24 protein-coding genes are annotated in these 26320 nt (G+C 73.3%); 7 read left to right on the forward strand and 17 right to left on the reverse strand.

Translation table 11 applies throughout. From position 1 onward, the window contains the following. Positions 1–188: 188 nt before the first annotated feature. Positions 189–1208 (reverse strand): hypothetical protein, encoded by a 1020-nt coding sequence (locus ACGFSC_RS41085; protein WP_359909327.1) that lies wholly within the window; start codon positions 1206–1208, stop codon positions 189–191. 175 nt (positions 1209–1383) lie between these two features. After that, on the reverse strand, positions 1384–3171 hold the full coding sequence (locus tag ACGFSC_RS41090; RefSeq protein ID WP_359909330.1) for a diguanylate cyclase domain-containing protein: 1788 nt from the start codon (positions 3169–3171) through the stop codon (positions 1384–1386). A gap of 362 nt (positions 3172–3533) precedes the next feature. Between ACGFSC_RS41090 and ACGFSC_RS41095 the strand changes: the two genes are divergently transcribed. After that, positions 3534–4070 carry a flavin reductase family protein gene (locus ACGFSC_RS41095; protein WP_392865221.1) on the forward strand — a complete coding sequence of 179 codons (537 nt, stop codon included), beginning with the start codon at positions 3534–3536 and terminating at the stop codon, positions 4068–4070. Positions 4071–4082: 12 nt separating this feature from the next. Here ACGFSC_RS41095 and arfB read toward each other — a convergent pair whose 3' ends face one another. Further along, complete coding sequence (arfB, locus tag ACGFSC_RS41100; RefSeq protein WP_359909336.1) at positions 4083–4517, reverse strand: alternative ribosome rescue aminoacyl-tRNA hydrolase ArfB; 435 nt, start codon at positions 4515–4517, stop codon at positions 4083–4085. Positions 4518–4625: 108 nt separating this feature from the next. Here arfB and ACGFSC_RS41105 point away from each other — a divergent pair, with 108 nt between their 5' ends. Both ACGFSC_RS41105 and ACGFSC_RS41110 read left to right on the forward strand, forming a co-directional pair. Then, positions 4626–5114, forward strand: coding sequence for a hypothetical protein (locus ACGFSC_RS41105; RefSeq protein WP_359909339.1), 489 nt, complete (start codon positions 4626–4628; stop codon positions 5112–5114). Between the two features lie 134 nt (positions 5115–5248). Beyond that, positions 5249–5824 (forward strand): TerD family protein, encoded by a 576-nt coding sequence (locus ACGFSC_RS41110; protein ID WP_359909342.1) that lies wholly within the window; start codon positions 5249–5251, stop codon positions 5822–5824. 277 nt (positions 5825–6101) lie between these two features. Here the strand turns inward: ACGFSC_RS41110 and ACGFSC_RS41115 are convergent, their stop codons facing one another. The 7 genes from ACGFSC_RS41115 to ACGFSC_RS41145 all read right to left on the reverse strand — a co-directional run bounded on the left by ACGFSC_RS41115 (position 6102) and on the right by ACGFSC_RS41145 (position 12658). Next, the gene (locus ACGFSC_RS41115; protein ID WP_359909345.1) at positions 6102–7253 is read right to left on the reverse strand and encodes a hypothetical protein; all 1152 of its coding nucleotides are present in this window, start codon (positions 7251–7253) and stop codon (positions 6102–6104) included. A 156-nt stretch (positions 7254–7409) separates the two neighbouring features. Beyond that, positions 7410–7898, reverse strand: a complete 489-nt coding sequence (locus ACGFSC_RS41120) for a DUF3180 domain-containing protein (RefSeq protein ID WP_359909348.1) — start codon at positions 7896–7898, stop codon at positions 7410–7412. Positions 7899–8093: 195 nt separating this feature from the next. Further along, positions 8094–8693 (reverse strand): 2-amino-4-hydroxy-6-hydroxymethyldihydropteridine diphosphokinase, encoded by a 600-nt coding sequence (gene folK / locus ACGFSC_RS41125; RefSeq protein ID WP_359909351.1) that lies wholly within the window; start codon positions 8691–8693, stop codon positions 8094–8096. A 43-nt stretch (positions 8694–8736) separates the two neighbouring features. Beyond that, positions 8737–9096 carry a dihydroneopterin aldolase gene (gene folB, locus ACGFSC_RS41130; protein ID WP_359909425.1) on the reverse strand — a complete coding sequence of 120 codons (360 nt, stop codon included), beginning with the start codon at positions 9094–9096 and terminating at the stop codon, positions 8737–8739. Positions 9097–9342: 246 nt separating this feature from the next. Next, positions 9343–9822 (reverse strand): nuclear transport factor 2 family protein, encoded by a 480-nt coding sequence (locus ACGFSC_RS41135; RefSeq protein ID WP_359909353.1) that lies wholly within the window; start codon positions 9820–9822, stop codon positions 9343–9345. Positions 9823–9850: 28 nt separating this feature from the next. Continuing rightward, on the reverse strand, positions 9851–10732 hold the full coding sequence (folP, locus tag ACGFSC_RS41140) for a dihydropteroate synthase (RefSeq protein WP_359909356.1): 882 nt from the start codon (positions 10730–10732) through the stop codon (positions 9851–9853). 84 nt (positions 10733–10816) lie between these two features. After that, the gene (locus ACGFSC_RS41145) at positions 10817–12658 is read right to left on the reverse strand and encodes a phosphatidylglycerol lysyltransferase domain-containing protein (RefSeq protein ID WP_359909359.1); all 1842 of its coding nucleotides are present in this window, start codon (positions 12656–12658) and stop codon (positions 10817–10819) included. 377 nt (positions 12659–13035) lie between these two features. Between ACGFSC_RS41145 and ACGFSC_RS41150 the strand changes: the two genes are divergently transcribed. Next, entirely contained in the window at positions 13036–14190 is a 1155-nt protein-coding gene (locus ACGFSC_RS41150) for an alpha/beta hydrolase-fold protein (RefSeq protein WP_359909362.1), read from the forward strand. A 160-nt stretch (positions 14191–14350) separates the two neighbouring features. Next, entirely contained in the window at positions 14351–15139 is a 789-nt protein-coding gene (locus ACGFSC_RS41155; protein WP_359909365.1) for a ferritin-like domain-containing protein, read from the forward strand. Between the two features lie 25 nt (positions 15140–15164). Here ACGFSC_RS41155 and folE read toward each other — a convergent pair whose 3' ends face one another. From folE to dacB, 6 genes are all read right to left on the reverse strand, one after another. Beyond that, complete coding sequence (folE, locus tag ACGFSC_RS41160) at positions 15165–15770, reverse strand: GTP cyclohydrolase I FolE (protein ID WP_359909368.1); 606 nt, start codon at positions 15768–15770, stop codon at positions 15165–15167. Between the two features lie 106 nt (positions 15771–15876). Then, entirely contained in the window at positions 15877–17931 is a 2055-nt protein-coding gene (gene ftsH, locus ACGFSC_RS41165) for an ATP-dependent zinc metalloprotease FtsH (protein WP_359909371.1), read from the reverse strand. A 226-nt stretch (positions 17932–18157) separates the two neighbouring features. After that, positions 18158–18712: a hypoxanthine phosphoribosyltransferase gene (gene hpt, locus ACGFSC_RS41170; RefSeq protein ID WP_280685463.1), complete on the reverse strand. Its 555-nt coding sequence runs from the start codon at positions 18710–18712 to the stop codon at positions 18158–18160. Between the two features lie 71 nt (positions 18713–18783). Further along, positions 18784–19911 (reverse strand): tRNA lysidine(34) synthetase TilS, encoded by a 1128-nt coding sequence (gene tilS, locus ACGFSC_RS41175; protein ID WP_359909374.1) that lies wholly within the window; start codon positions 19909–19911, stop codon positions 18784–18786. A gap of 283 nt (positions 19912–20194) precedes the next feature. Then, on the reverse strand, positions 20195–21367 hold the full coding sequence (locus ACGFSC_RS41180) for a zinc-dependent metalloprotease (protein ID WP_359909377.1): 1173 nt from the start codon (positions 21365–21367) through the stop codon (positions 20195–20197). Positions 21368–21475: 108 nt separating this feature from the next. Next, positions 21476–23110, reverse strand: a complete 1635-nt coding sequence (gene dacB, locus ACGFSC_RS41185; protein WP_359909380.1) for a D-alanyl-D-alanine carboxypeptidase/D-alanyl-D-alanine-endopeptidase — start codon at positions 23108–23110, stop codon at positions 21476–21478. A 76-nt stretch (positions 23111–23186) separates the two neighbouring features. Between dacB and ACGFSC_RS41190 the strand changes: the two genes are divergently transcribed. Beyond that, positions 23187–23678: an inorganic diphosphatase gene (locus ACGFSC_RS41190; RefSeq protein ID WP_188300447.1), complete on the forward strand. Its 492-nt coding sequence runs from the start codon at positions 23187–23189 to the stop codon at positions 23676–23678. Between the two features lie 230 nt (positions 23679–23908). Then, on the forward strand, positions 23909–24577 hold the full coding sequence (locus ACGFSC_RS41195; protein ID WP_359909383.1) for a biliverdin-producing heme oxygenase: 669 nt from the start codon (positions 23909–23911) through the stop codon (positions 24575–24577). Positions 24578–24653: 76 nt separating this feature from the next. Here the strand turns inward: ACGFSC_RS41195 and ACGFSC_RS41200 are convergent, their stop codons facing one another. Continuing rightward, entirely contained in the window at positions 24654–26285 is a 1632-nt protein-coding gene (locus ACGFSC_RS41200) for an HtaA domain-containing protein (RefSeq protein WP_359909385.1), read from the reverse strand. Positions 26286–26320 lie beyond the last annotated feature (35 nt).

Below are 26320 nucleotides of genomic sequence, written 5' to 3' on the forward strand. Positions count from 1 at the left end.
AAGCTCGCCGACCTGGTCGTGGTCGACTCCGAGAGCTACGACCTGGTCGCCGTCATGCGCCGCGGCCGCTGGGTGCTCGGCGGCGAGGCGTTCCGGCCCGTGAAGGCCGACTGAGCGACCCGCCCGGAACACGACGCGGCCGCCCGTCCCCCTCGGGGGCGGGCGGCCGCGTCGCGTCCGCGGCGGCGTCAGCCGCTCGGCTCGATGGTGATCTGGTCGATCAGGATCGGCCCGGAGGGCACCGTGAAGGTCACCGAGTTCGGCCCGGCCTGGAACTGCGGGAGTATCCAGGTGGAGAACCAGGCGGCGGTCTGGTCCTTGGGGGGCGCCCCGTAGATCTTGTAGGTCACCCCGCTCGGCCAGTCCTTGCCGTTCACCGCGGCCCCGCCCTTGATGTCCGCGCCCGAGTAGTTGTAGTGCACGCTCAGCTTGTACGTCCCGGCCGTGGCGATGTCGCCGGTCCAGGTCACCGAACCGCCCGGCTGGAGCGTCAGGTAGCTGCCGTCGGCGGACTTGGCGCCCTTGACGCTGTTGCCGGACGGCGCGTTCTGCGCCTGGAGCTGGCCCGCGTCCACGCTCGTCGGCCCGGAGATGGCGGTGGCGCTCGACGTGGGGCCGGCGCTCGCGTTCGTGGCCGTCGGCGCCGGGCTGTTGGGGGCCGGCGGGGCGGTGGTCGCGGCGCCGCCCTTGGTGTTCTTGGTGTCGTCCGGGTCCCCGGTGGAGAGCGCTATGCCGGCGCCGATCGCTATCGCCGCGACCACGGCGACCGCGCCGATCACCGCGCCCTTGCTCCGGCCGCTGCTGCGCGGCTCCTCCCCCGGCTGCGGCCGGGAGTGCTCCGCGTAGCGGGTCTGCTGGGTGGGCGCGGCACCGTACTCGGGCTGCTGCGGCGATCCGGGCTGACCGCCGTACGGGGCCTGCGGCTGACCGCCCGGGTACCCCTGCGGCGGCATGCCCTGCTGGCCGTACGGCTGCTGCTGCTGTTGCTGCGCCCGCTGCGGCCCCCCTTGATGGTAGTGCTGGCCGTACTGCGCGCGCCCGACCTCCATCGGGCGGTTGTACGACGTGCGCGGGACCCCCTGCTGCGGCTCGGCCGGCTGCCCGGTGGAACCGTCGGCCGGGCGGTAGAGGTAGCCGAACGGGTCGTCGTCCTGCGGGGCACCGCCCCCCTGGCCCTCGGGCACTCCGTTGCTGCCGGCGGTCGTCACGGTGGTCTGCTCCCCCATCCGGTGCGCCGCCAGCTGCGGGCGGCGCAGATCATGGACGCTGTCGTACCGGGAACCCTACCTGTCGGATGTGACGGCGGGAAAAGACCCCTTGACAACTCACGGGTAACCCGGGCCGACCTGGGCGGACCCGAGCCCGCACCGGCCGTCCGCCGGTTCAGCCCGCGCGCCGGTGCGAGCGCTCGCCGCGCGCTCCGCGCACCGCCCCGCCCCGGGCCCGCTTCTCGTCGTACATCCGCTCGTCGGCGGTGTGCAGCACCTCCTCGATGCTCATCCCGCAGCCGGCCCAGCCGACCCCGAGGCTCACCCCCACCCGCATCGCCCGTCCGTCGATCCGCATCGGCGGGATGATGGCGCCCCGCAGCCGGTGGGCGAGGTCCTTGGCCTCCTCGCGGCCGATCCCGTCGGCCAGCACCACGAACTCGTCACCGCCGAGCCGGGCCACCGTGTCACCGTCCCGGACGGCCTGGCTCAGCCGCCGGGCCACCTCGACCAGCACCGCGTCGCCCGCGTTGTGGCCGAACCGGTCGTTGATCGACTTGAATCCGTCCAGGTCGCAGAAGAGCACCGCGAGCCCCTTGTCCACCGCCGCCGCGCCGCCGGAGCGGAACGGCGCCGACCAGGCTTCGCCGCCCGGCCCGTACTCGGCCGGGACCACCGCGTGGACGTGCTCCCCGTAGCCCGGGGCGAGCCCGCTCGGCAGGCCCTCGGGCAGTCCGTAGCCGTGCACCGGCCCGGCGTACGGGTCCGCGCCCTCCAGCCGCTCGTGCGCCGTGTGCGCGCTGTAGGAGTCGGCCGGGTAGCCGTACGGCTGCGGGTAGGCCGCCTCGACCTGGCCGGCCGCGGCGCCGACCGGCTGCGGCTGGGCGCAGAGCCGGCGGGCCAGCCGGGTCTTGAGCTCGGCGCCGTTCGGCAGCCCGGTGAGCGCGTCGTGGCTGGCCCGGTGGGCGAGCTGGAACTCGTGCCGCTTGCGGTCCTCGATGTCCTCGACGTGGGTGAGCAGGAAGCTCGGGCCCTCGGCCGCGTCCGCGACGATCGAGTTGCGCAGGCAGACCCACTGGTAGCCGCCGTCCCGCCGGGACAGCCGCAGCTCCGCGCGGCCGCTCTCGGCGCTGGTGCGCTCCAGCAGCGCCCGGTCCTCGGGGTGCACGAGGTCGGCGAAGCTCTGCTGCCGCAGCACCGCCCGGGGCCGGCCGAGCAGCCGGCAGAGCGCGTCGTTGACCCTGGTCAGCTGGCCGCGCCCGACGCCGTGCAGCTCGGTGATCGCCATCCCGCTGGGCGCGTACTCGAAGGCCTGGCGGAAGCTCTCCTCGCTGGCCCGCAGCGCCTGCTGCTCCTTCTCCAGGCGGGCCAGCGCGCGTTGCATCTCGGCCCGCAGCCGGGCGTTGCCGATCGCGATGGAGGCCTGCAGGGAGAACATCTCCAGGGCCTCGCGGGTCCACGCCCCGGGCCGCTTGCCGCTGCGCGGGCGGTCCACCGAGAGGACGCCGAGGAGGTCGCCGCCGGCGCTGTACATCGGGGCGAGCAGCCCGTCGGCGGGGTGCCAGTCATTGGCGTACACCGGCAGCGGGCTGTCCCCGATCCAGCGCGGGATGTCGCTGGCGACGGCCCAGCCGCGGTCGTACGGCAGGAAGCGCAGGGTGCCCCAGTGGTCGCTGACGCCGAGCAGCCGGTCCCAGGACTCCCGGGAGCCGACCTGGCCGAGCAGCACGGAGGGGCCGCCCATCGGGCTCTCCTCCAGCTCCCAGACGGCCGCCACCACGAGGTCGCCGTCCGGCCGGACCAGGCTGACGGCGGCGGCGTCGAAGCCGAGCCCGTGCACCGCGCCTTCGACAACGGCCTGGAGCGTGCCAGCGAGGCTGCGGGCAGCGTTGAGGTCCGCCACGACCCGGTGCAAGGTGCGGAGGGTCGCGAGACGGACGTACGGCTCCGACTCGGCTTCCATGCGGGGGCTCCCCGGCTGCTTCGGATAGTTCTTGATTGGTTATCGTCCGATTGCCAGAAGAACTGAATCACAGGGAGCACAGCGCTCGGCACGCTCGGTCAGCAATAGGCCATCACTTGTGACTTAAATCACACGACACTAATGCGCCCTTAATCAGTTCATCTGTCCCATAGCGGGACATAAAGCGCTATCGGCACATTTCTGGTGGTCGACCGCATGGGCCCCGGACTGAAGCCGACTGGGCCCGCCGGTCCGGCCGCTTCACTCCTGAGGGTGAGTTCGGCCACCGGGCGCAACCCTTCGGCCGGAGCGCCGGTCCTACGACCAAGGCCCGATGCCGTTCCTCCCGGGTGACGACTACCGTGCGGTACGTGTACCCGTCCCCGCAGCCCGAAGCTGCCCCCCACGCCACGCCCGACGAGTTCCGGGCTGCCCTCTCCCAGCTCGCCGCCGGCGTGAGCCTGGTGACCGTCCACGACCCCGAGGACGGCGAGGACGTCGGCATGACCGCCACGTCCTTCCTCTCGGTGTCGCTGGAGCCGCCGCTGGTGCTGATCTCGGTCCGCGAGGACTCCCGGATGGACGAGGTCCTCTCCCGGACGGACACCTGGGCGGTCTCGGTGCTGACCGAGGGACAGAAGACGCTCGGCTCCCGGTTCGCCATGAAGGGCCGGCTCAGCGACCGGCTGCTGTTCGCGGACACCCCGCACCGGCGCGGCCCGCGCACCGGAGCCCCGCTGATCGACGGCGCGCTGGCCACCGTCGAGTGCCGCACCGAGCAGCGGATACCCGCCGGCGACCACACCCTGCTGCTCGGCCGCGTCCTGGAGGCCGCGGTCCCCGACCCGGCCGCCCGCCCGCTGCTCTACTTCCGCGGCGGCTACCGCACCCTCGGCTGAACCGCCCGCCGGCTACTCGCCGCCGCGCGGCGCCCGGCGGCCCTGCTTCAGTTCGGAGCGGAGCCGCTTGTTGGTCAGCCGCCGCTCGACCATTCCCCGACTCGGCCTGGTCGCCCGCCGGGCCTTCGGCGGCGGCGCGCACGCCTCGCTCAGCAGCGCCGACAGCCGGGCCGCGGCCGCCTCCCGGTTGCGCCACTGCGAGCGGAACTCCGAGGCCTGGACCACCAGCACCCGGCCGTCCACCAGCCGGCCGGCCAGCCGCTCCAGCGCACGCTCGCGCCACACCTCGGGCAGCGCCCCGGTCGACGCCAGGTCGAAGCGCAGCTCCGCCTTGGAGTCGGAGGTGTTGACGTGCTGGCCGCCGGGGCCGGAGGAACGCGAGAAGCGCCAGACGAGCTCGGCGTCGGGGACGACCACCGACCCCCGTACGCGGATGGGCTCGGACATGCGTCCATCATCCCGCGCCCGGCCCGCCCGGTCACCCGGTTATCGGTACGCCCCCGCGCCCGCGCACCCGGTTACCCCGATCCGCCCCGAGCCCCGACAATGGCGTACGTGATCGAGCTCGGCTACTCCCTCTCCAACCGTTTCCCCGACCCCCCGCAGACGGACTACCGCACCGCGTCCGTGCACGCCCTGCGCTACGACCTGTTCTGCGGCGACGTCTACCTGGACGGCGAGGGCTCGGACCTGTCCACCGCCTGGGGCTGGGTTCCGGTGCTCGACTTCGCCTGGGCGCTGTGCGACGTGGCCGAACTCCTGGACCGCGACCCGGACGGCGGCCGGGCCGCCCGGGTGCAGACCACCGACCTCGACTTCACCCAGAACACCGAGCTGCTGCGCTTCGCCCGCCGCTTCAACTGGGTCGAGGTCACCGCCACCTGGCTGCCGGACGAGCCGCCGGTGGTGGTCCGCCACGGCGAACTGCGGCGCGAGGCCCGGGACTTCCTCCAGGACACCCTGGCCGACCTCTTCGACATGCACCCCGGCCTGGCCGACAATCCGAACATCTGGACTCTGCAGGGCCGGTTCCGGCGGATCTGACACCGGCTTTGCCCGGGCTTTGCCCTCCGATTGGCGCCCGCGAAGAATTCACGCTTCCTGCGGAACCAAGCCGCCGGAGTATTGCGTTGTCCCGGGAAATAGCGCACGAAGCGAACGAAGGGACTGCAATCGTCATGCCAGTGAGCCTCTCCAAGGGTGGCAACGTCTCGCTGACCAAGGAGGCCCCCGGCCTGTCCGCGGTCACCGTCGGCCTGGGTTGGGACGTCCGCACCACGACCGGCGCCGAGTTCGACCTCGACGCCAGCGCGATCGTCCTGAACGCGGACGGCAAGGTGCTGTCCAACGCCCACTTCGTGTTCTTCAACAACACCAGCACGCCGGACAACACCGTCGTGCACACCGGTGACAACCGCACCGGTGAGGGCGCGGGCGACGACGAGGCGCTCAACATCAGCCTGTCCGGCCTGCCGGCCGAGGCCGTCAAGATCACCTTCCCGGTCACCATCTACGACGGCGTCGCCCGCGGCCAGAACTTCGGCCAGGTCCGCAACGCCTACATCCGCGTGGTGAACGCGGCCGGCGGCGCCGAGATCGCCCGCTACGACCTCTCCGAGGACGCCGCCACCGAGACCGCGATGATCTTCGGCGAGCTCTACCGCAACGGCGCGGAGTGGAAGTTCCGCGCCGTCGGCCAGGGCTACGCCTCCGGCCTGGCCGGCATCGCCCAGGACTTCGGCGTGCAGATCTGACGCACCCGCGGGAAACACCGCGGCGGGGGGGGGGGGGGGGGGGGGGGGGGCCGGCCGCGGGGGGGGGGCCGGGGGGGGCGGGGGGGGGCCGCGGGGGCCCGGCCCCCCCCCGCGGGGCCCCGCGCGCGGGGGCCGGGGCCCCCCCCCCGGCCGGGGGGGCCCCCCCCCGGGCCGGGGGGGCCCCCCCGCCCCCCCCCGGGGGGGCCCCCCGGGGGGGGGTTGGGGGGGGGGCCCCCCCCCCCCCGCCGCGGTTCTCGTTTTCCGGGGCCCGGTCGCCTCAGCGCGAGGCGCGCAGCTCCGGCAGCTCGATCAGCTCGGTCTCGTCCTCCGGCGTCAGGTCCACCACGGTCGGCTCGCCCTGTTCGGGCCGCTCGGCCGGCTCCGCCGCCCGGGCCTCGGCCTCGGCCTTCGCGGCCACCGCCTCGTCGCCCACCACGTCCGCCAGGTCGGCGCGCTCCCCCAGCTCGGCGACGCTGCCCACCGCCGGCGCCGGGGCCGCCGGGCGCGCCGGAACGGCCGAACCGCGGCCGAAGAAGCTGAAGCCCTGCCCGCGCGCCTGCCCGGACTGCGCCGGCCGCGGCCGCTGCCGCTCCCCCGGCGCGGGCGCCGCGGCGGGCACGGCCGGAGTCCCGCCGAGCTGACCGACCGTCGCGGTCAGCGCCGGGCGCACCGGCTCCGGACGCACCGGCTCGGGACGCGCCGGCTCGGGACGCACCGGCGACTGGGCGACCGGGGCCTGCCCCGGAGTGGGCACCGAGGGCGCCACCGGAGCCGGCACGGCCACCGGTGCGGGCACCGCGACCGCCGGGGCGGCCGGGGCGACCGCCGGCTCCGCCGCACGCGCCCGCAGGGCGACCTCCGCACCCGCCGTACGCGCCCGCTGCGCCTCCTGCTCCGCCGCGCGGCGCTCCAGGTGCCGCAGCACCGACGCCGCCCGCACGTACGCGGCCGGGCTGGCCGGGTGCTTCGGACGGCTCGCGGCGAGCGCCCGCTGGGCCGCCTCGGCCTCCTTGAGCGCCTGCTCGGCGACGGTCACGGCCCGCTCGCGCAGCAGCCGGGCGATCTCGGTCTCGGCCTTCGCCAGCCGCGACTTCTCCGCCGTCAGCCGCCGCCCGAACCGGGTGGCCCGCTCCTCGGCGACCTCCGCCGCGTACTCGGCCTCGGCCAACTGCTCCTCGAACCGCTCCTCGGCGCGCATCCGCTGGGCCGCGGACATCTCGGCGGCCGCCCGGGCCGCCTTGTCCCGCTGGCGCAGCAGCAGCGCGAAGCCGAGCGTCGCGATCACCGCCGCGACGCCCACCGAGCGCACCAGGATGGTGTCCTGACTGAAAAGCAGAGCGGCCAGTGCGGCGACCAGCAGTACGCCGGTGGCGGTGGGGGGGAAGGCCCGGCCGAGGACGGAGGAATGACGGTGGCGTCCGCGAGACATGTCCAAGAAACTAGCGTGCGAATTGGGGCCGTGTCAGCCCAGGGTCCCCTTCCGCCCTTGACAGGGTTCGGTTCTTACCGCACGTGCCCGGATTCTCACCCAAGATCACGAGGAAAGGGCCGCTCAGCGACACCGCAGCGACACCTCGGCGACGCCTCAGCGGTGCGAGGCCGCCTGACCGCCCGGGTCGTCGTGGTTCTCCGGCAACTTGCACACGTGCTGGATCCAGAGCGCCGCCGCTATCACCGCGGCCCCCGCCAGCACCGCGAGCCCGGCCGTCACGGCCTGGTCCTTGCGGGCCGACACGTCCAGCTCGCCCAGCAGGTAGATCCCGGCCCCCGCGTAGACGCCGGTGACCACTGCCGAGACCAGCGCGCTGGCCTGCCCCAGCACCACCGCCCGGGCCGCCAGCAGCGGGTCGACCCCCTTCGCCCCGGGCTGCCGCTCGCGCACCGCCTTCAGCCGGGCCCGCAGCGACAGCGCGGTCGCCAGCAGGATCACCGCCACCGCCGTCAGCACCACCGGCGCCGCGGCGGGCACGGCCGGCAGCGTGTCCACGGAGGCCCACAGCTTGGAGCCGGCCCAGGACAGCGCCGTCGTGGCGGCGGTGATGCCGATCAGCAGGCGGAGGCGAAGCAGCTTCACTCGGAGGAGGTCCTTCCCGGGTACCAGAACCGGCCGCCCGCCCGGTGGCCCGGCGCGGCGACGCCAAGCCACCGTACCGGGCCCGGCCGGGCGGACACCCGCGCGAACGACGGACACCTACTCGTACGGCCGGGCCCCCGGTCGAGTTCCCCGGGCGCCGGCCCGGCCGTCGGCCCTCCGAGCCCGGCCCCGGACCTACTCCGGCAGCGTCAGCCGGATGTCCTCGCGGCGCTTCACGCCCTGCGCGTCCGGGCCGCCCAGCGCGGTCAGCAGCGCGTCCACCCGCCCGTGCCCGGGCACCTCGGCCTCCGGCTGGGCGTCCAGCCAGGGAGCGAGCACGAAGGCCCGCTCGTGCGAGCGCGGGTGCGGCAGCAGCAGCTGCGGGTCGTCGCTCAGCACGCCCTCGTAGGCCAGGATGTCGACGTCCAGGGTGCGCGGGCCCCAGTGGACGGTCCGCACCCGCCCGAAGGCGTCCTCGATGGCGTTGCCGCGCTCCAGCAGGTCCCGCGGGGGCAGCGAGGTGCGCAGCACCACGACCGCGTTGTAGTAGTTCGGCTGCTCCTCCGGCCCGCCGACGGCCTCCGTCTCGTACACCGCGGAGACGGCCTTGATCCTCAGCCCCGGGGTGTCGGCGAGCGCGTCGACGGCGCCCTGGAGGGTGTCCAGCCGGTTGCCCAGGTTGCTGCCGAGCGCGACGACCGCGCAGCGCTGGCTGTGCAGCGTGGTGTCGACGGAGTCCACCCGGTCCTCCAGGTCGAACGCGTTCGGCGTAGCCGTCTGGTCGCTGGTGCTCATCGGAAAACGTCCTCTACATCGGATACCGGGCGCGCGGTGGGGGTCATGCGCGGCCCCGGTGGATGGTCACGGTCACGTCGTCGAACGGCACGGTGATCGGGGCGTCCGGCTTGTGCACGGTGACCTCGACCTCCTCGACCGCTTCGTGCTTGAGGCACTGGTCGGCGATGCGCTGGGCCAGCGTCTCGATCAGGTCGACCGGCTCCCCGGAGATGATCGCGGTGACCTCCTCCGCCACCAGCCCGTAGTGCGCGGTGCGGGTGAGGTCGTCTCCGGCCGCGGCGGGGCGGGTGTCCAGGTACAGCACCAGGTCGACCACGAAGGTCTGCCCCTCGACGCGCTCACGTTCGAAGACGCCGTGGTGGCCCCGGGCTCGCAGCCCCCGCAGGGTGACGCGGTCCAGCAAACGAATCACTGCTCCCAGTCGGACGGGCCCCACCCGGCGAAAGGCACGGACGGGCAGGGCGAAGGCGGGCAGCACGCCCGCCACTCCGTTTCGAATCTACCCGCGAGCACGGACAACGCCTGACCGTCCTACCCGGCACGAACCGACGCCACGCGCACCGATATGGCGATTGACGTGAACGTTCGGTGACCACTCGGAAATTCCCGGCGACTTTTCGGCACGGCATTTCCGCGGCCGCCGGAATCAGCTCTCCTCGTCGTCGTCCCCGCTGGTCAGAACGGGTGAACCGTGATGCGACCAGAGCTTCCACCCGGCCGGGGTACGGCGGAACAGATTCGTCGACACGACCTTTCCGCCGACCAGCGGTCCGAGCTCCCCCTCCTCCTCCGACTCGCCGCCGGACAGGATGTTCTCGGTGCACGTGACAAGGGCCACATCACCGTGCACCTCGGCCTCGACATCGGTCAGGAAGAACTGGATGTACTCCGTGTTCATCATGATCAGCATGTACGACCTGGTCACCTGCGCCCGGCCGCGGAGCACCGGCCAGCCCGGGTGCACGCACACCACGCCGCCCTTGTCGTCGGCGTCGGCGGCACCCAGCCAGGCCTCCTCGACCGCTTCCAGGTCCCCCCGTTCCAGCGCCTCGTAGAGCCCCCTGTTCGCCGCGAGCACGGCCTCCAGGTCCGCCTCGCGCGCCCGCCCGGCCGTGCCGCCGCTCAACCTGCCGTCACCTGTCACAGACCCTCCCTCACCCCAACCGCGCCGCGTGCTGCCAGGCCGCGACCACCCGGACGGCGTCCGCCGTGCCGGACACGTCGTGCACCCGCACCGCCCAGGCTCCGGCCCGGGCGGACAGCACCGACACCGCGGCCGTCGCGTCGTCGCGCTCCCGGGCCGGGCGCAGTTCCCCGGTTGCCGGGTCGGCGAGCAGCGTACCCAGGAACCGCTTGCGCGAAGCCGCCACGAGCACGGGACGGCCGAGCGCGGTGAGCGCGTCCAGCCGGCCGAGCAGCGCCCAGTTGTGCTCGGAGGTCTTGGCGAAGCCGAGCCCCGGGTCGAGGATCAGCTGGTCCTCCTTGACCCCGGCCGCCAGCAGCGCGTCCACCCGGTCGGTCAGCTCGGCGACCACGTCGCGCACCACGTCGTCGTAGACCGCCGTCGCGTACATGTCGGCGGACTGCCCGCGCCAGTGCATCACCACGAAGGGCGCGCCGGTCTCGGCGACCACCCGGGCCATCGCCGGGTCGGCGAGGCCGCCGGAGACGTCGTTGACGATCGCGGCGCCGGCCTCGACGGCGCGCTCGGCGACGGTGGCGCGCATGGTGTCCACGGAGACCATCACCCCGGCGTCGGAGAGCTCGCGCACCACCGGGAGCACCCGGCGCAGCTCCTCCTCCTCGGACACCCGCTGCGAGCCCGGCCGGGTGGACTCGCCACCGACGTCCACCAGGTCCGCGCCGCGGGCCCGCAGCGCGAGGCCGTGCGCGATCGCCTTGGCGGGGTCGTGCCACATCCCGCCGTCCGAGAAGGAGTCGGGCGTGACGTTGACCACGCCCATCACGGCGCAGCGCTCCAGCCGCGGCAGACCGGCCGGCAGGGAGAAGGACGGCGAATCGTTCATGCTTCCCATTATCGAACGGGGCCCCCGCCGAGGATGCTCGGCGGGGGCCCCGTTCCGTGTCGGCGGGCCGGCCCCGGAGGGCGGTGACGGGCCTCAGGCGGCCTCGGTGACCTCGCGGGTCGACGGGACCGGCATCAGCCCCTCGCGCTGGCGCCGGCGGCCGAAACGCGGCATGCCGAGCGTGATGAAGGCCTCCGCCTGCATCGCGGCGAAGCCGATCCGCGGCAGGTCCCGGGTGCTCGGGAAGACCAGGAAGCGCGGCTCCCACTCGGGCTGGAACTTGGCGTTGAACTTGTACAGCGACTCGATCTGGAACCAGCGCGACAGGAAGACCAGCAGCCCGCGCCAGGCGCGCAGCACCGGGCCGGCGCCGATCCGCTCGCCGCGGGCGAGCGCCGAGCGGAACATCGCGAAGTTGAGCGACACCCGGCGCACGCCCATCGCGGGCACCGCCTGCAGCGCGGCGACGATCAGCAGCTCGTTCAGGCCCGGGTCGGCGGCGCGGTCGCGGCGCATCAGCTCCAGCGAGATGCCGTCCGGCCCCCAGGGCACGAAGTGCAGCACGGCCTTCAGGTCGTCGCCCTCCTCGCCCTCCTCCGGGGCCTTGTGGGCGGTGACCACCACGCAGTCGTCGTCCAGCGGGTCGCCGAAGCGGCCGAGGGCCATCGAGAAGCCGCGCTCGGTGTCGGTGCCGCGCCAGCGGGCGGCGGCGTCGGCGATCCGGTACTTCTCCTCCGCGGTGAGCTCGGAGACCCGGCGCACCTGGCAGGAGTAGCCGTTGCGCTCGATCCGCTTGACCATCTGGCGCACGTTGCGCATGGCCCGGCCGGAGAGCGAGAAGGAGGCGGTGTCCACGATCGCCTCGTCGCCCAGCTCCAGCGCGTCCAGGCCCGCCTCGCGGGTCCAGACCTCGCCGCCGACCTCGCTGCACCCCATCACGGCCGGCACCCAGGCGTGCTCGCGGGCCTCGGCCATGAACACCTTGATCGCGCCGGGCCAGGCCTCGACGTCGCCGACCGGGTCGCCGGAGGCCAGCATCACGCCGGAGACCACCCGGTAGGAGATCGCGGCCTTGCCGGTGGGCGAGAACAGCACGCTCTTGTCGCGGCGCAGCGCGAAGTAGCCGAGCGAGTCCCGCTCGCCGTGCCGCCCGAGCAGCTCGCGGACCTTCTCCTCGTCCTCCGCGGTCAGCTCGGGCTTCGGCTTGCCCGGGCGCAGCGCCAGGTAGGCGGTGGTGAAGGCGGTCAGCAGGCCGAGCCCGCCGAGCAGGTAGGCGACCAGGTCGGACATCCGGACGTTGTTGTACCGGACCGGGCCCTCGAAGCCGAACAGCCCGTACCCGACGTGCTGCAGGCGCTCGGCCAGGCCGGGGTGGCCGATCTCGTACTTGGTCCGGGTGCTCACGATCAGCAGGCCGAGCAGCACGCTGAGGACGCCCATGACGATCAGGTTGACCAGCGCCCGCCAGCGGGTGCGCGGGTCGGCCTTGGCGTAGAACTCGCGCTGGTGGACCAGCATCACGACGAGGAGCACCAGCGAGACGACCGCCGGGCCGATCTGGTGCCAGCGCACGATGTGCAGTCCGGCGCTGACCGGCAGCAGCACGCAGACCGCCCGCCAGGCCCGCCGCTTGCGGCGGCGCAGCGCGTGCGCCAGCGGCACCAGCAGGATGCCGACCATCAGCGCGCCGACCGCCGCCAGGCTGGTGGTGCCGCCCGGCAGCTGCCCCGCGAAGGTGTGCACCTTGGTGTGCCGGAGCTTGGGGAACACCGCGCTGGCGATGTCCACGAGCCCGATCAGCAGACAGGCGTAGCCGACCGCTCCGGGGAGCCAGGCCCTGGGGACGGCGGACGCCTGGTTGCGCAGCGTCTGCAGGCCGCGGCGACGGCGCGGCGGCTGCTCGGGGCTCGGCTCAACGGACACGGGAACGCTCATGGAAGCTCAGCGTAGAGGCTGCGGTGCGGTGTCCTGTCACTCCGGGGGAGGACGCGTGATGGACCTTCATGCCTATTCCTTCATCAGGCAATGCGCATACCAAGGACCCGGAAACGATCGGTAAACCGGGTCCGTGGTCGCGCTGCGGGTTGAGCCGGCGGTGGGAGCCGGGGGCCCGCCGCAGCGTGGCGCGGCAGGACCCTCCGGGACGCGTTACGTACGGTGGACGCCGCATTCTAGGGCGCCGGTTGCCTTCGCTTCCCCCCGCCCTTCCCAGCCCGCCGGGCGTCCGGACGGCCTAGCCGCGGTGGCCGGGCCTGACGGACCGCCAGACCATGAAGCCTGCACCGCCCGTGTCCCACCGGAAGGCCGACGGCATGGAACTGACCAGCGACGCGCTGGTGAACTCGCTGCTCGCACTCGGCGTCGCGGCAGTCGTCGCGACCCTGTGGGTCTGGCCGCGGCTGGCGCCCCAGCGGCCGCTGCCGGTGCTCGGCCGGATCGGACTGCTGACGGTCGTTCAGGCCTCGGTCCTGGCCGTGCTCGCGCTGTCGGTGAACAACTCCTTCGGGTTCTACACCTCCTGGGACGACCTGCTCAGTCCGGGCGGCGCCAAGCTCGCGCTGACCGGCAGCGCGAACCACAAGGGCGGCACCCCGGTCTCCGACGCGCTGGTCCAGCCCACCACCGAGGGCGGCCTGGAGACCATCACCAACCTGCCCAAGGGCCCGCCCGAGGAGGTCGGCAGGATCGAGTCGGTCCGGGTCAGCGGCAAGGAGACCGGCTTCTCCGACCAGATGTTCGTCTACCTGCCGCCCGCGTACTTCGACCAGAAGCTCGCCCTGGTCCGCTTCCCCGTCCTGCTGGCCATCGCCGGCTACCCGGGCACCACGCTGAACCTGCTGCACGAGCTCCCGTTCGCCCAGACCGCGATCGACCTGCAGCGCTCCGGCAGGATGCCGCCGACCGTCCTGGTGATGGCCCGCCCGGCCGTCGTCCCGTCCCGGGACACCGAGTGCGTGGACGTCCCCGGCGGGCCGCGCACCGAGACCTGGTTCGTCAAGGACGTGCCCGAGGCCATCCGCAGCAGCTACCGGGTCGGCCGCACGGCCGGCTCCTGGGGCACCCTCGGCTACTCCACCGGCGGCAGCTGCGCGCTGCGCCTGGCGATGCGCTTCCCGAACGTCTACGGCAACGCGGCGAGCCTGCACGGCGACTTCACCGTGCGCCAGGACAACTACACCGGCGGGGACCTCTTCAACGGCGACAAGGCGCTGACCCAGCAGCACGACCTCGGCTGGCGGCTGCAGAACCTGCCCGTCCCGGCGCTCAACCTGCTGGCGGTCTCCACCCGCACCGAGGGCGACTACCCGCAGACCGTCCAGTTCGTCGACCAGGCCACCCGGGCCGCGGCGGGCAACCCGCAGTTCACGATCGACTCGCTCTACCTGGACGACGGCGGGCACAACTTCGACAGCTGGACCAGGGAGCTCCCGGCCACCCTCGAATGGCTGGGCTCGCACCTGGGCTAGGCCCCGGCCAGGACCCGGCGAGGACCCGGCCAGGACCGGGCTAGGACAGGTGAGTGATTACCCGCCGGTCGGCCCGGACGGCCGGCGGCCCGGGGGGAACGTATCGCGACCGCCCGTCGGCCACCGCCGGGCACCGCCCCGGACCCGTGCAGGAGGCACCGTGCTGAGCACCCGCTCGCTCTTCGACGAGATCTACCGGAACGACCAGGCGTACCAGCTGTTCTGCAGCATCGCGGCCGACGGCGAGGACCAGGGCGGCTGGGAGAACGAGCGGATCAGCACGCTCACCCGGGACCCGGTCCTCGCCCCGAAGGTGGCCCGGCACGGTGCCGACGAGCGCAAGCACGGCCGGATCTTCACCCAGCTGCTGCACAAGCGCGGCCTGCCCAAGGTGCCGGTGCCGGACGAGGCGGACTACTGCATGCTGCTGGAGCGCCAGGGCGTCGGCCTCCCGCACGAGCGGCTGAACAGCGACGTCCCGCTGACCGACCGCGAGATCATCACCTACCTCGTGCACAGCCGGGTCACCGAACAGCGCGCCGCCGAGCAGATGCGCCGGCTGGTGAAGGTGTACCAGGACAACCCCGACCTCGGCCGGGCGATGCGGATGATCTCCGCCGACGAGGACAACCACCTCGCCTACTGCCACGAGGAGCTGCTGCGGCTGGTCTCCGAGGGCCACGGCCCGTACATCCGGCACGCCCTGGAGACCAGCGCCCGCGGCGAGATCCGCACCCACCGGGACGTCGGCCTCGCCGTCACCTCCCGGATGGCCCGGATCCTGCGCTGGCCGCGCTGGCAGCTCGCCCTGGTCACCCTCGGGGTGCGGGCGCTCTACCTGTACGACCGCGCCTACGGCTGGCGCCGGATGGTCACGCTGCGGATGCCGGAGCGCCGCAACGCGCTGGGCACCCCGGTCCCGCCGCACGCGGAGCACGAGGTGCTCTGAGCACCGCCCGGCCGGCCGCTGGCCCCTACCGGCCGATGATGAGGCTCATCGCCTCGGCCCGGGTGGCCGGGTCGCGCAGCTGGCCGCGCACGCAGGAGGTGATGGTCTTGGCGCCGGGCTTGCGGATGCCGCGCATCGACATGCACATGTGCTCGCACTCGACCACGACGATCGCCCCGCGCGGCTCCAGGATCCGCATCAGCGCGTCGGCCACCTGGCTGGTCAGCCGCTCCTGCACCTGCGGCCGGCGGGCGTAGACGTCGACCAGCCGGGCGAGCTTGGACAGTCCGGTGATCTTGCCGCTGGTGGACGGGATGTACCCGACGTGGGCCACGCCGCGGAACGGCACCAGGTGGTGCTCGCAGACCGAGGTCAGCTCGATGTCCTTGACCAGCACCATCTCGTCGTGGCCGAGGTCGAAGGTGGTGGTGAGGACGTCCTCGGGCTCCTGCCACAGGCCCGCGAATATCTCCTTGTAGGCCCGTGCGACCCGGGCCGGGGTCTCCCGCAGGCCCTCGCGGTCCGGGTCCTCCCCGACGGCGAGCAGCAGCTCGCGGATGGCGTCCTCGGCCCGCTTCTGGTCGAAGGTACCGACGGCGGGCGGACCGTCGAACGTCACCGGGTCGATCATGCGGGCCTCGCTTATGTATCGGAAGACTCTGGCTGAACAGCACGGATGCCGCGCCTCCAGGGTACAAACCCTGGTGACGCGGCATCCATTCCCTGCGGAGCGGGGGTCAGCCCTCGGTCGGCGGCTCGGCCGTCGGCAGCGGCGGGAGCTTCACGACGTCCACCGGAGCGCTCTCGACGGAGGCGGCGCCGTTGGTGAGCGCCAGCTCCTTCGGGGACTGCACCGGCGGCCGGGTGGACGGCGTGCGACGGGAGGAACCCGTCCAGGCCGGCCGGGCCGGGCGCTTGACGATCGGGGCGAAGACCTCGGCGATCTGCTCCTTGTTCAGGGTCTCCTTCTCCAGGAGCTCCAGGACCAGGTTGTCGAGCACGTCGCGGTTCTCGACCAGGATCTCCCAGGCCTCGTTGTGCGCCGTGTCGATGAGCTTCTTGACCTCCTCGTCGACCAGCCCGGCGACCTCTTCCGAGTAGTCGCGCTGGTGGCCCATCTCACGGCCCAGGAACGGCTCCGAGTTGTCGTTGCCGAACTTGATCGCACCCAGGCGCTCGGTCATGCCGTACTGGGTGACCATGGCCCGGGCCGTCGCGGTGGCCTTCTCGATGTCGTTCGAGGCGCCCGTGGTCGGGTCGTGGAAGACCAGCTCCTCCGCCGCGCGACCGCCCATCATGTAGGCGAGCTGGTCGAGCATCTCGTTGCGGGTGGTGGAGTACTTGTCCTCCTCCGGCAGCACCATGGTGTAGCCGAGGGCCCGGCCGCGGGACAGGATGGTGATCTTGTGCACCGGGTCGCTGTACTGGCAGGCCGCCGCGACCAGGGCGTGGCCGCCCTCGTGGTACGCGGTGATCTTCTTCTCCTTGTCGGACATGATCCGCGTGCGCTTCTGCGGACCGGCCACGACGCGGTCGATCGCCTCGTCCAGGATGCCGTTGTCGATCAGCTTCTTGTCCGAACGGGCGGTCAGCAGCGCCGCCTCGTTGAGGACGTTCGACAGGTCGGCACCGGTGAAGCCGGGGGTGCGCTTGGCGACGGCCGACAGGTCGACGTCGGGCGCGATCGGCTTGCCCTTCTGGTGCACCTTGAGGATGTCCAGCCGGCCCTGGAGGTCGGGGCGCTCCACCGCGATCTGGCGGTCGAAGCGGCCCGGGCGCAGCAGCGCCGGGTCCAGGATGTCGGGGCGGTTGGTCGCGGCGATCAGGATCACGCCGCCCTTGACGTCGAAGCCGTCCATCTCGACCAGCAGCTGGTTGAGAGTCTGCTCGCGCTCGTCGTGACCGCCGCCGAGGCCCGCGCCGCGGTGCCGGCCGACGGCGTCGATCTCGTCGACGAAGACGATCGCCGGGGCGTTCGCCTTGGCCTGCTCGAAGAGGTCGCGGACGCGGCTGGCGCCGACGCCGACGAACATCTCGACGAAGTCCGAGCCGGAGATGGAGTAGAACGGCACCCCGGCCTCGCCCGCGACGGCGCGCGCCAGCAGGGTCTTGCCGGTACCGGGCGGGCCGTAGAGCAGCACGCCCTTGGGGATCTTGGCGCCGACGGCCTGGAACTTGGCCGGCTCCTGGAGGAACTCCTTGATCTCGTGGAGCTCCTCGACCGCCTCGTCCGCGCCGGCGACGTCGGCGAAGGTGGTCTTCGGGGTGTCCTTGGTCAGCAGCTTGGCCTTGGACTTGCCGAACTGCATGACCCGGGAGCCGCCGCCCTGCATCTGGTTCATCAGGAACAGGAAGACCAGGACGATGATCACGATCGGGAGCATCGACAGCAGCAGGCTGACGAAGGTGCTCTGCTTCTCGGGGCTGATCGTGTAGCCCTCGGCGAGCGTGCTCTGGTCCTTGTCGTTGACCTGCGCCTGCAGCTTGTCGGCGATGGCGACGCCCTGGTCGCCGATGTACGAGGCCTGGAACTTGGTGCCGGACGGGGCCTTGCCCGTACCGGCGCTGGGCAGTGCGGCGCCGTCCTTCAGCTGGATCTTGATCGTGTTCGAGTCACCGGTGGTGATCTGCGCCGACTTGACGTTGTGCGCGTCGATCGCCGCGACGACCTGACCGGTGTCCACCGTCTTGTAGCCGTTCGAGTCCGAAACGACCTGCATCAGTACGATGACGGCGAGGACGGCCAGCACGATCCACATGATCGGCGCACGGAAGTATCGCTTGACGTCCATCCATGCGGGGCGTTGCCGCCCCGTCCCTCCTGCCACTCAACGGCGCCGGGGACTGTTGACCGCGGCGCGTCCGAATTGATGCTCATGTGAAGAGCGGTTTATTGGACCGTACCGCAGTCCGACCCACCCATGGCGGGAGCACGGCGACACGGCTTTGGTTCTCTGTCTCCCGGGTGCAACGGGCGGGAACGGCCCACTGTTCCCGCCCGTCGCCCGAACGGGGACCTCAGCCGCCGTAGACGTGCGGCGCGAGGGTGCCGATGAAGGGGAGGTTGCGCAGCTTCTCCGCGTAGTCCAGGCCGTAGCCGACCACGAACTCGTTGGGAATGTCGAAACCGACGTACTTCACGTCGATCTCGACCTTGGCCGCGTCCGGCTTGCGGAGCAGGGTGCAGACCTCCAGCGAGGCCGGACCACGCGAACCCAGGTTGCCCAGCAGCCAGGACAGCGTCAGACCGGAGTCGATGATGTCCTCGACGATCAGGACGTCACGGCCGGCGATGTCGGTGTCCAGGTCCTTCAGGATCCGCACCACGCCGGAGGACTTGGTGCCCATGCCGTACGAGGAGACCGCCATCCAGTCCATGGTGACCTGCGAGTGCAGGGTCCGGGCCAGGTCGGCCATGACCATCACGGCCCCCTTGAGGACGCCGACGATCAGCAGGTCCTTCCCTGCGTAGTCCCGGTCGATGCGCTCGGCCAGCTCAAGGAGCTTGGCGTCGATCTCGTCCTTGCTGATGAGCACCTTCGCGAGGTCAGCGCCCATGTCGTTCTGGTCCACCGGGGATACGTCCTCAAACGTTCGGGGTCTGTGTGGCCGGCGGTCGGCTCCCCCGGGGCATGCCTCGCCCGTCAGTCGCCCTGCCGCCGAAAGACCAGCGTGCCACACCTGCGGGTGGCCTCGACTCCCCCGGGTAGGTGCAGCGGGCCCTGTCCGCGCCATCCGGTGACCAGCAGGTCGATCGTCTCCAGGTGCCGGGCGAACAGGTCCCCGGCCGGACAGCCCGCCCGCAGCGCGGCCCGGCGCAGCACCCGGCGGCGCACGGCGGGCGGCAGTTCGGCCAGTTTCACGGCGTCCAGGGCGCCGTCGCCCGTACGGAGGTCGCGTTCGGCCAAAGAGGCCCACTGGTCGAGGGCGTCGGCGTCGTCGCGGAACAGCCGGGCGGTCCGGGCCAGCGCCTCGACCACGCCACCGCCCAGGTGCTTCTCCAGGACCGGCAGCACCTCGTGGCGGACCCTCGAGCGGGTGTAGGCGGGATCACAGTTGTGCGGGTCGTCCCAGACCGGGATCGACTGGGCGGCGCAGGCCTGCCGGGTGGCGGCCCGGTCCAGCTCCAGCAGCGGGCGGCGGTAGCGGCCCTTGTGGGCGGGCATCCCGGCCAGCGAACGGGAGCCGGAGCCGCGGGCCAGGCCCAGCAGCACGGTCTCGGCCTGGTCGTCCCGGGTGTGGCCGAGCAGCACCGCGATCGCTCCGTGGCGGTCGGCGGCCGCGTCCAGGGCGGCGTAGCGGGCGTCCCGGGCGGCGGCCTCTGGGCCCCCGGCGCGGCCGACCCGCACCGGGACGGCCTCCACCGGGTCGAGGCCGAGCGTGCGCAGCCGGTCGGCCACCTGGGCGGCGCGCTCGGCGGAGCCGGCCTGGAGCCCGTGGTCGACGGTGACGGCGCCGACCCGCAGGCCGATCTTGGGGGCCTCGAAGGCGGCGGCGATGGCCAGCGCCATCGAGTCCGCGCCGCCGCTGACCGCGACCAGGATCAGCGGTGAACCGGGCGCGGCCGGGGTGCGGGGCAGCCCGGAGGGGTGGCGCGCGGCGTTGCCGATCAGGGTGGTGCCGACCGCGGCGCCCACCAGCGGCGCCCCGGCCGGGCGCTCGCGGGGCTCGCGCACGGGCGCGGTGAAGGTGGTACCGGCCTCGGCGGCGAGGTCGGTGAGCGTACGGCGAACGGCCAGGCGTATCGCGGCGACAGCGGGGTGAGGGCCCACGGCGGAAGACTCCTCGTCGGAGGGGACAGGACTCGCGGCGGACGCGGCGGGGACCGCGCACCGCATGAGCGCCCTGTTACCGGGCGCTCACAGATGGTGGCAGAAAGGAGCGACCCGCTACGCCACCCGCGCCACCGGTACGACCACCGTCCCACGTACGGGTGAATGAAGAAACGCTTCTTCACCCGTCGTCTGGCCGATTGGACCACTCGTACGAGCGGGTTTGACCGACGCGCGCCGCTTGCCGCCCGGCTCACGGCGCGCCCGCGTCAGGAGCACCCGCTCAGCGGGCCACCCGGGCCACCCAGGCGGCCGGATCGTGGATCTCGTCCTTGGTCGGCAGGGTGTTCGGGGAGGTCCACACCCGGTTGAACCCCTCCATGCCGACCTGCTCCACCACGCCGCGCACGAACACCGCGCCGTCCTGGTACTGGCGCAGCTTCGCGTCCATGCCGAGCAGCCGGCGCAGCAGCAGGTCGAGCCGGTTGGCGCCGCGGTCCCGGCGCTGCTGGAACTTCTCCCGGATCTCGGCGACCGTCGGCACCACGGCCGGGCCGACGCCGTCCATCACCACGTCCGCGTGGCCCTCCAGCAGCGACATCACGGCCGTCAGCCGGCCGAGGATCTCGCGCTGCGCGGGCGACTGGACGATCTCCAGCAGGTTCCCGGAGGAGGCGCTCTCCCGGTTGCCGCCGCCCGGCAGGCCGCCGAACGAACCGGCCGCGTCCCGCAGCCGCTCCAGCAGGGCACCCGGGTCGACGTCCGTCTCGGAGAGGAAGGACTGCACCTCGGACTGGATGTGGTCGCGCAGCCACGGCACCGCGGTGAACTGCGTCCGGTGCGTCTCCTCGTGCAGACAGACCCAGAGCCGGAAGTCGGACGGGTCGACGTCCAGCTCCCGCTCGACGTGCACGATGTTCGGCGCCACCAGCAGCAGCCGGCCCGGCCCGGGGCCGTCCGGCCCCAGCCGCGGCTTGTCGAACAGCGCCGCCGGGCTGTCCGGCGCCTCCAGCGGGGGCTCCGCCGGGGCGAAGGTCTCGTACTGGCCCAGCACCTTGGTGGACAGGAACGCCAACAGCGCCCCGACCTCGATCCCGGTGGCCTTCTCGCCCACCGCGCCGAACACCCCGGCCGTCGCGCTGTTCGCCCGACGCGCCTGGAGCTTCTCCACCAGCGGCTGGACGACCGTGCGGAAACCCGCCACGTTGGCCCGGATCCAGCCGGGTCGGTCCACCACCAGCACCGGCGTCGCCGCGGCCCGGGACAGGCTGGACGAACGCATGCCGGTGAACGCCCGCACGTGCTCCTCCGCCTCCAGGGCGTGCCGGCGGAGCTCGGCGACCACCGCCGCCGCTTCCTCCCGGCTCACTTCCGGCCCCGGCCGCACCAACCTGGTCGCGGTTGCGACCGCGAGGTTCCAGTCGACCATGTCAGCACCGCCACTCGCGCTCGTCATGCCCTCACCGTACGTGCTCCCCACCACCGGCGGCAGCCACCCGCCGCCAAGACCTCTCCCCCGACGGCCGATCGGCACGGCCGGCGCGACGGGGCGGGCGGGGCCGGGTCAGTGGCAGCCGCAGCCGCCGAGGCGGCCGGCGACCCGGTCCATGGCGGCACGGGCGGTGTCGGCGGGGGCGGTGGTGCGGGTCATGACGGCGAAGGCGAGGAGGCGGCCGTCGGCGTCGACGACGGTGCCCGCGAGGGTGTTGACGCCGTTGAGGGTGCCGGTCTTGGCGCGGATCAGACCGGCCGCGTCGGCGGCGCCGGACCCGGAGCCGTAGCGCTTGTTGAGGGTGCCGGTGAAGCCGGCGACCGGGAGGCCGGTGAGCACCGGGCGCAGGGTGGGGTGCTGCTCGGAGGCGGCCAGCGCGAGGAGCCGGGTCAGGACGGCGGGCGGGATCGCGTTGCCCGGGTGCAGGCCGCTGCCGTCGTTGAGCACCACGCCGCCCATCGGCACCCCGAGCCGGGTGAGCTCCTGGGTGACGGCCGCCGCGGCGCCCTCGAAGCTCGCCGGCTGGTGGGCGGCGACGGCGACCTGACGGGCCATCGCCTCGGCGAGCTGGTTGTCCGAGGTGGTCAGCAGGCGCTCCACCAGCCGGGCGACCGTCGGCGAGAAGACCTCGCCGAGCGGGGCCTGACCGGAGGCGGTCGGGGCGGGGGCGGGCGCCGCGGCGGGGGCGGCCTTGCCCGTCACGGTGATGCCGCGGGCCCTGAGCAGGGCGGCGAAGGTCTCGGCGGCCGCGGCCGCCGGGTCGGCGACCCGGTCCGGCGCGTCCTCCCGGCTCTTCGGGTCCACCCTGCCCTCGTCCACCATCAACGGGACCACCAGGGCGATGTTCTGCCCGTCGTGGTTCCGGTGCTGCGGGCTGCCCGCGTACAGCGACAGGTCGTAGTCCAGCCGGACCGTCGTGGTGCCGAGGCTCTTGAGGGTGTCGGCGGTCTGCCGGGCGAGGAGGTCCAGCGAGGCGGGGGCGGTGTCGGCGTCGGCCGGCTGCCCGCCGATCTGCACCTGGTCGGCGGGCAGCGCGGTGAGCGTCGGATCGCCGCCGCCGACCAGGGTGATCGTGCCCGGGTCCGCGCCCCGGACCACCCGGGTGTGCAGCCGGGTGTCCCCCGGGATGAGGGACAGGGCCGCGATCGCGGTGGCCAGCTTGGTGGTGGAGGCGGGGGTGGCCGGGGTGTTCTCCCCGGAGCCGTACAGGAGTTGGCCGGTGCCGGCGTCCGCGACGGCGAAGGTGACCTCGCCGAGGCTCTTGTCGGCGAGGGCGGCGGCGAGCGCCTGCTGGAGGCCCTGCGCGGTGGGGACGGCGGCGCCCGTGTCGCCGTCCACGGCGGCCAGGACGGCGCTCGGCGCGGGCGCCGGGCGTGCGCCGGGCGCGTCGCTGCCGCCGGTGGTGGGGGCGGCGGGCGCGGAGGCGACGGGCGGCGCGGCCCGACGGGTGGGCTCGGTACCCGGACCGTCGTTCGACCGGGGTCCGGCACCGCCCTTCCCGTGATCGCCCTTCCCCCGGTCGCGGCCGCCCTGCCCGTCGTGGTCCTCGTCCTCTCCCCGCCCGGCACTGTGCCCGCCCGGCGGCGGGGACGGCTGCGCGTACGCACCACCCGAGGTCAGGACCGTACCGACGACCAGCAGCGCCGCTCCGAACAGCCCCGCGGCCGTCCCCCCGCGACGGCGCGCCGCCCCTCCCCCTGCTCCCACCGACCGGCCCCTTTCCCGAGCACTCGCTCCCGTAGGAGACACTTGGATTCTGTCAGTCCCTACCTTGGAGGAACCGTTGGAGTTCGACGTCCTTATCGAAATCCCGAAGGGCTCTCGTAACAAGTACGAGGTCGACCACGAGACCGGCCGTCTGCGGCTCGACCGGATGCTCTTCACCTCGACCCGCTACCCGGCCGACTACGGCTACGTCGAGGGCACGCTCGGCGAGGACGGCGACCCGCTGGACGCCCTGGTCATCCTGGACGAGCCGACCTTCCCGGGCTGCCTGATCAAGTGCCGCGCCATCGGCATGTTCCACATGACCGACGAGGCCGGCGGCGACGACAAGCTGCTCTGCGTCCCGGCGACGGACCCGCGCTGGGAGCACCTGCGCGACATCCACCACGTGTCGGAGTTCGACCGCCTGGAGATCCAGCACTTCTTCGAGGTCTACAAGGACCTGGAGCCCGGCAAGTCCGTCGAGGGCGCCGACTGGGTCGGCCGCGCCGAGGCCGAGGCCGAGGTCACCGCTTCGATCAAGCGTCTGGCGGAGCAGGGCGGCCACTGAGCCGTCGTTCCGATCTCATTCGATCGAGAGCGGTTCGAGGCAGGTCGGGACAGCCCGGGGCCGGGGTTCGCGGATTTCTTCCGCGGGCCCCGGCCTCTGTCGTTCCCGGGGACGGGACGGTTTGCCGACACCCTGTCGGCATGATGTGAAGTTAGGTTAGGCTAACCAAAACATTCGGTCCGACTCCGAACGGCCGACCCGAACGGCCGACCCCGAACCCTGGAGGCCGCATGCCCACGCCCGCGCCCGCCCCGTTCTCCACCGTGCTCCGCACCGCCAGCAGCGAGGAGCACGAGGCCGCCGAGCAGTCCACGTTCATGAGCCGGCTGCTGGGAGGCCGACTCGGGATCGAGGCGTACGCCGACCTCACCGGCCAGCTCTGGTTCGTCTACCGGGCCCTGGAGGAGCGGGCGGAGCAGCTCGCGCGGCACCCGCTGGCGGGCCCCTTCATCGACCGGGCCCTGCTGCGCACCGCCGCCGTCGAGCGCGACCTGGCGCACCTGCGCGGGCCCGACTGGCGGGACGGCCTGGCACCGCTGCCGGCCACCGCCGCCTATGTCGCCCGGGTGGAGGAGCTGGCCGCCGCGTGGCCGGCCGGGTACCTCGCGCACCACTACACCCGCTACCTGGGCGACCTGTCGGGCGGCCAGATCATCCGGGGCGTGGCCGAGAAGACCTGGGGCTTCGAGCGCAAGGGCGACGGCGTGCGGTTCTACGTCTTCGAGGAGGTCGACAACCCGGCGGCCTTCAAGCGCGAGTACCGGGCCAAGCTGGACGCGGCCGGGGAGGCGATGGACGAGGTCGAGCGGCGCCGGGTGGTCGAGGAGTGCAAGCGGGCCTTCGTGCTCAACGGGGCGGTCTTCCGCGACCTGGATGCGCGTTACCCGCTGAGTGCATAAACGTTTCCCCCTGGTTTTCGAGGGACGGCCCCGGCGAGCGGTTGCTCGCCGGGGCCGTCACCGTCTCCGCCCGCCGTCAGGCCCGGGCGGCACCGCGGCGGTTGCGCACCAGCACGGTGGCGCTGCCGCCGACCAGCAGCAGCCCGGCCGCGGTGGCCAGCAACGGGACCACCGGGGTGTCCGCACCGGTGGCGGCCAGCGAGCCGCCGCCCGTACCGGTCAGGCCGCTCGTGGTCAGCGAGGCGCCACCGGACGTACCGCTGCCGGCGCCCCGGCCGCCGCCGGCCGCCGAGCCGCCGCCGGTGGAACCGGCGGGCGGGGCGGTCGGCAGCTCGGCGTCCTTGTCGAAGGCGAGCGTGGCGCTGACCGGGTCCAGGGCCGTACCGGCCGGGTAGTTGGAGAACGCCGGCACGCCCTCGGCCGTGAGGGTGGCCGGGACGTTCGCCAGCGTGACCACGCCGCCGACCGGCTTCAGGGCGGAGGCCGGAACGTCCAGCCTGGCGATCCTGGCACCGCGCAGCGAGGTCGACGCGCCGTCCGGGGACCTGCCGTTGACGTCGGCGGTCAGGAACGCTCCGTCCCGGCCGATCGTCAGGCCCAGCTTGGACAGCGTGGTGTCCAGCGCCCAGCCGTCCTTGCCGGGGTGCCCGAGGAAGCGGACCGAGCCGTCGAAGGCGGCGGTCAGCGAGTGGTCGGCGGTGTTGTACGCGCCGGTGGCGCCGCCGAAGCGGTAGTCGGCCGCGCCGCCGCCGAACTCGACCTTCCCGGCGGCCATCGGCGACGCCAGGTAGGCGCGGAAGCTCTCCTTGACCTTCCACTCCAGCGCCCCCTTCAGCACCGGCAGGCCGGACGGGACCGTGCCGGGGCTGCCGCCCGCGGACGGGGTGGCGCTCGGCGACTGGCCGGCCGAGGGCGAGGAGGTGGCCGAGGGCGTGCCGGACGGGGTCGAGGTCGGCACGGCGGTGGGTGTGGCGGTGGGGCTTCCGGTCGCGCTCGGGCTTCCGGTCGGATTCGCGCTCGGACTCGCGCTCGTGCTCGCGCTCGGCGAGGAGGTGGCGGACGGCGCGGTGGTGGCCGTCGCGGTCGGCGAGGGCGTGGCCGGGCCCTGCTTCAGCAGCAGCGACAGCGGGTCCATGTCCGCCCCCGCCGGGTAGAAGCCGGCGAAGGCCCGGGCCCCCTGCTCGGTCAGCTTGGCCGCGGCGGGCACCCCGTTGGTGGTGTCCCGCGCGACGGTGAACGTCACCAGCGGCACGTCGTCCCGGCGGGTGACCTCGGTGGCGCCCATCGACTCCTTGGAGGCGGTGTCGGCGGTCAGCGTGCCGGTGGTGCCGGAGGTGGTGATCCGCAGATCGCTGAGCGCGACGTCCAGGGCGCCGTGGTGGGCGGTGAAGTGCACGCCGCCGGTGAAGGAGGAGCTGAGCGCGTGCGTGGTGAGGTCGTACGCCGCGTTCGCCAGGCCGAAGTGGAAGGTGCCGTCGGCGTTGCGGGTCGCACCGCCGGTCAGCTCGATCGCGCCGCCCTGGGAGGCCGGGCCCTCGATGTAGGAGCGGAAGCTCGCCTTCACGCCCCAGTCCAGCGCGCCGGTGTCGTACGTGACGCTGCTCGGTCCGCCCGCGCCGAAGGCCAGTGCGGGGGCACCGAGGGCGGTCAGGCCGAGACCGGCGGTGACGGCCGCGAGGGCGGCCGGCCGGGTGCGGTTGCGGGACATGCTGGGTACTCCGTTCGGATGGGGGGAGGGAGCGG

It is taken from the genome of Kitasatospora sp. NPDC048715, assembly GCF_043198905.1.
GTDB lineage: Bacteria > Actinomycetota > Actinomycetes > Streptomycetales > Streptomycetaceae > Kitasatospora > Kitasatospora lactacystinica.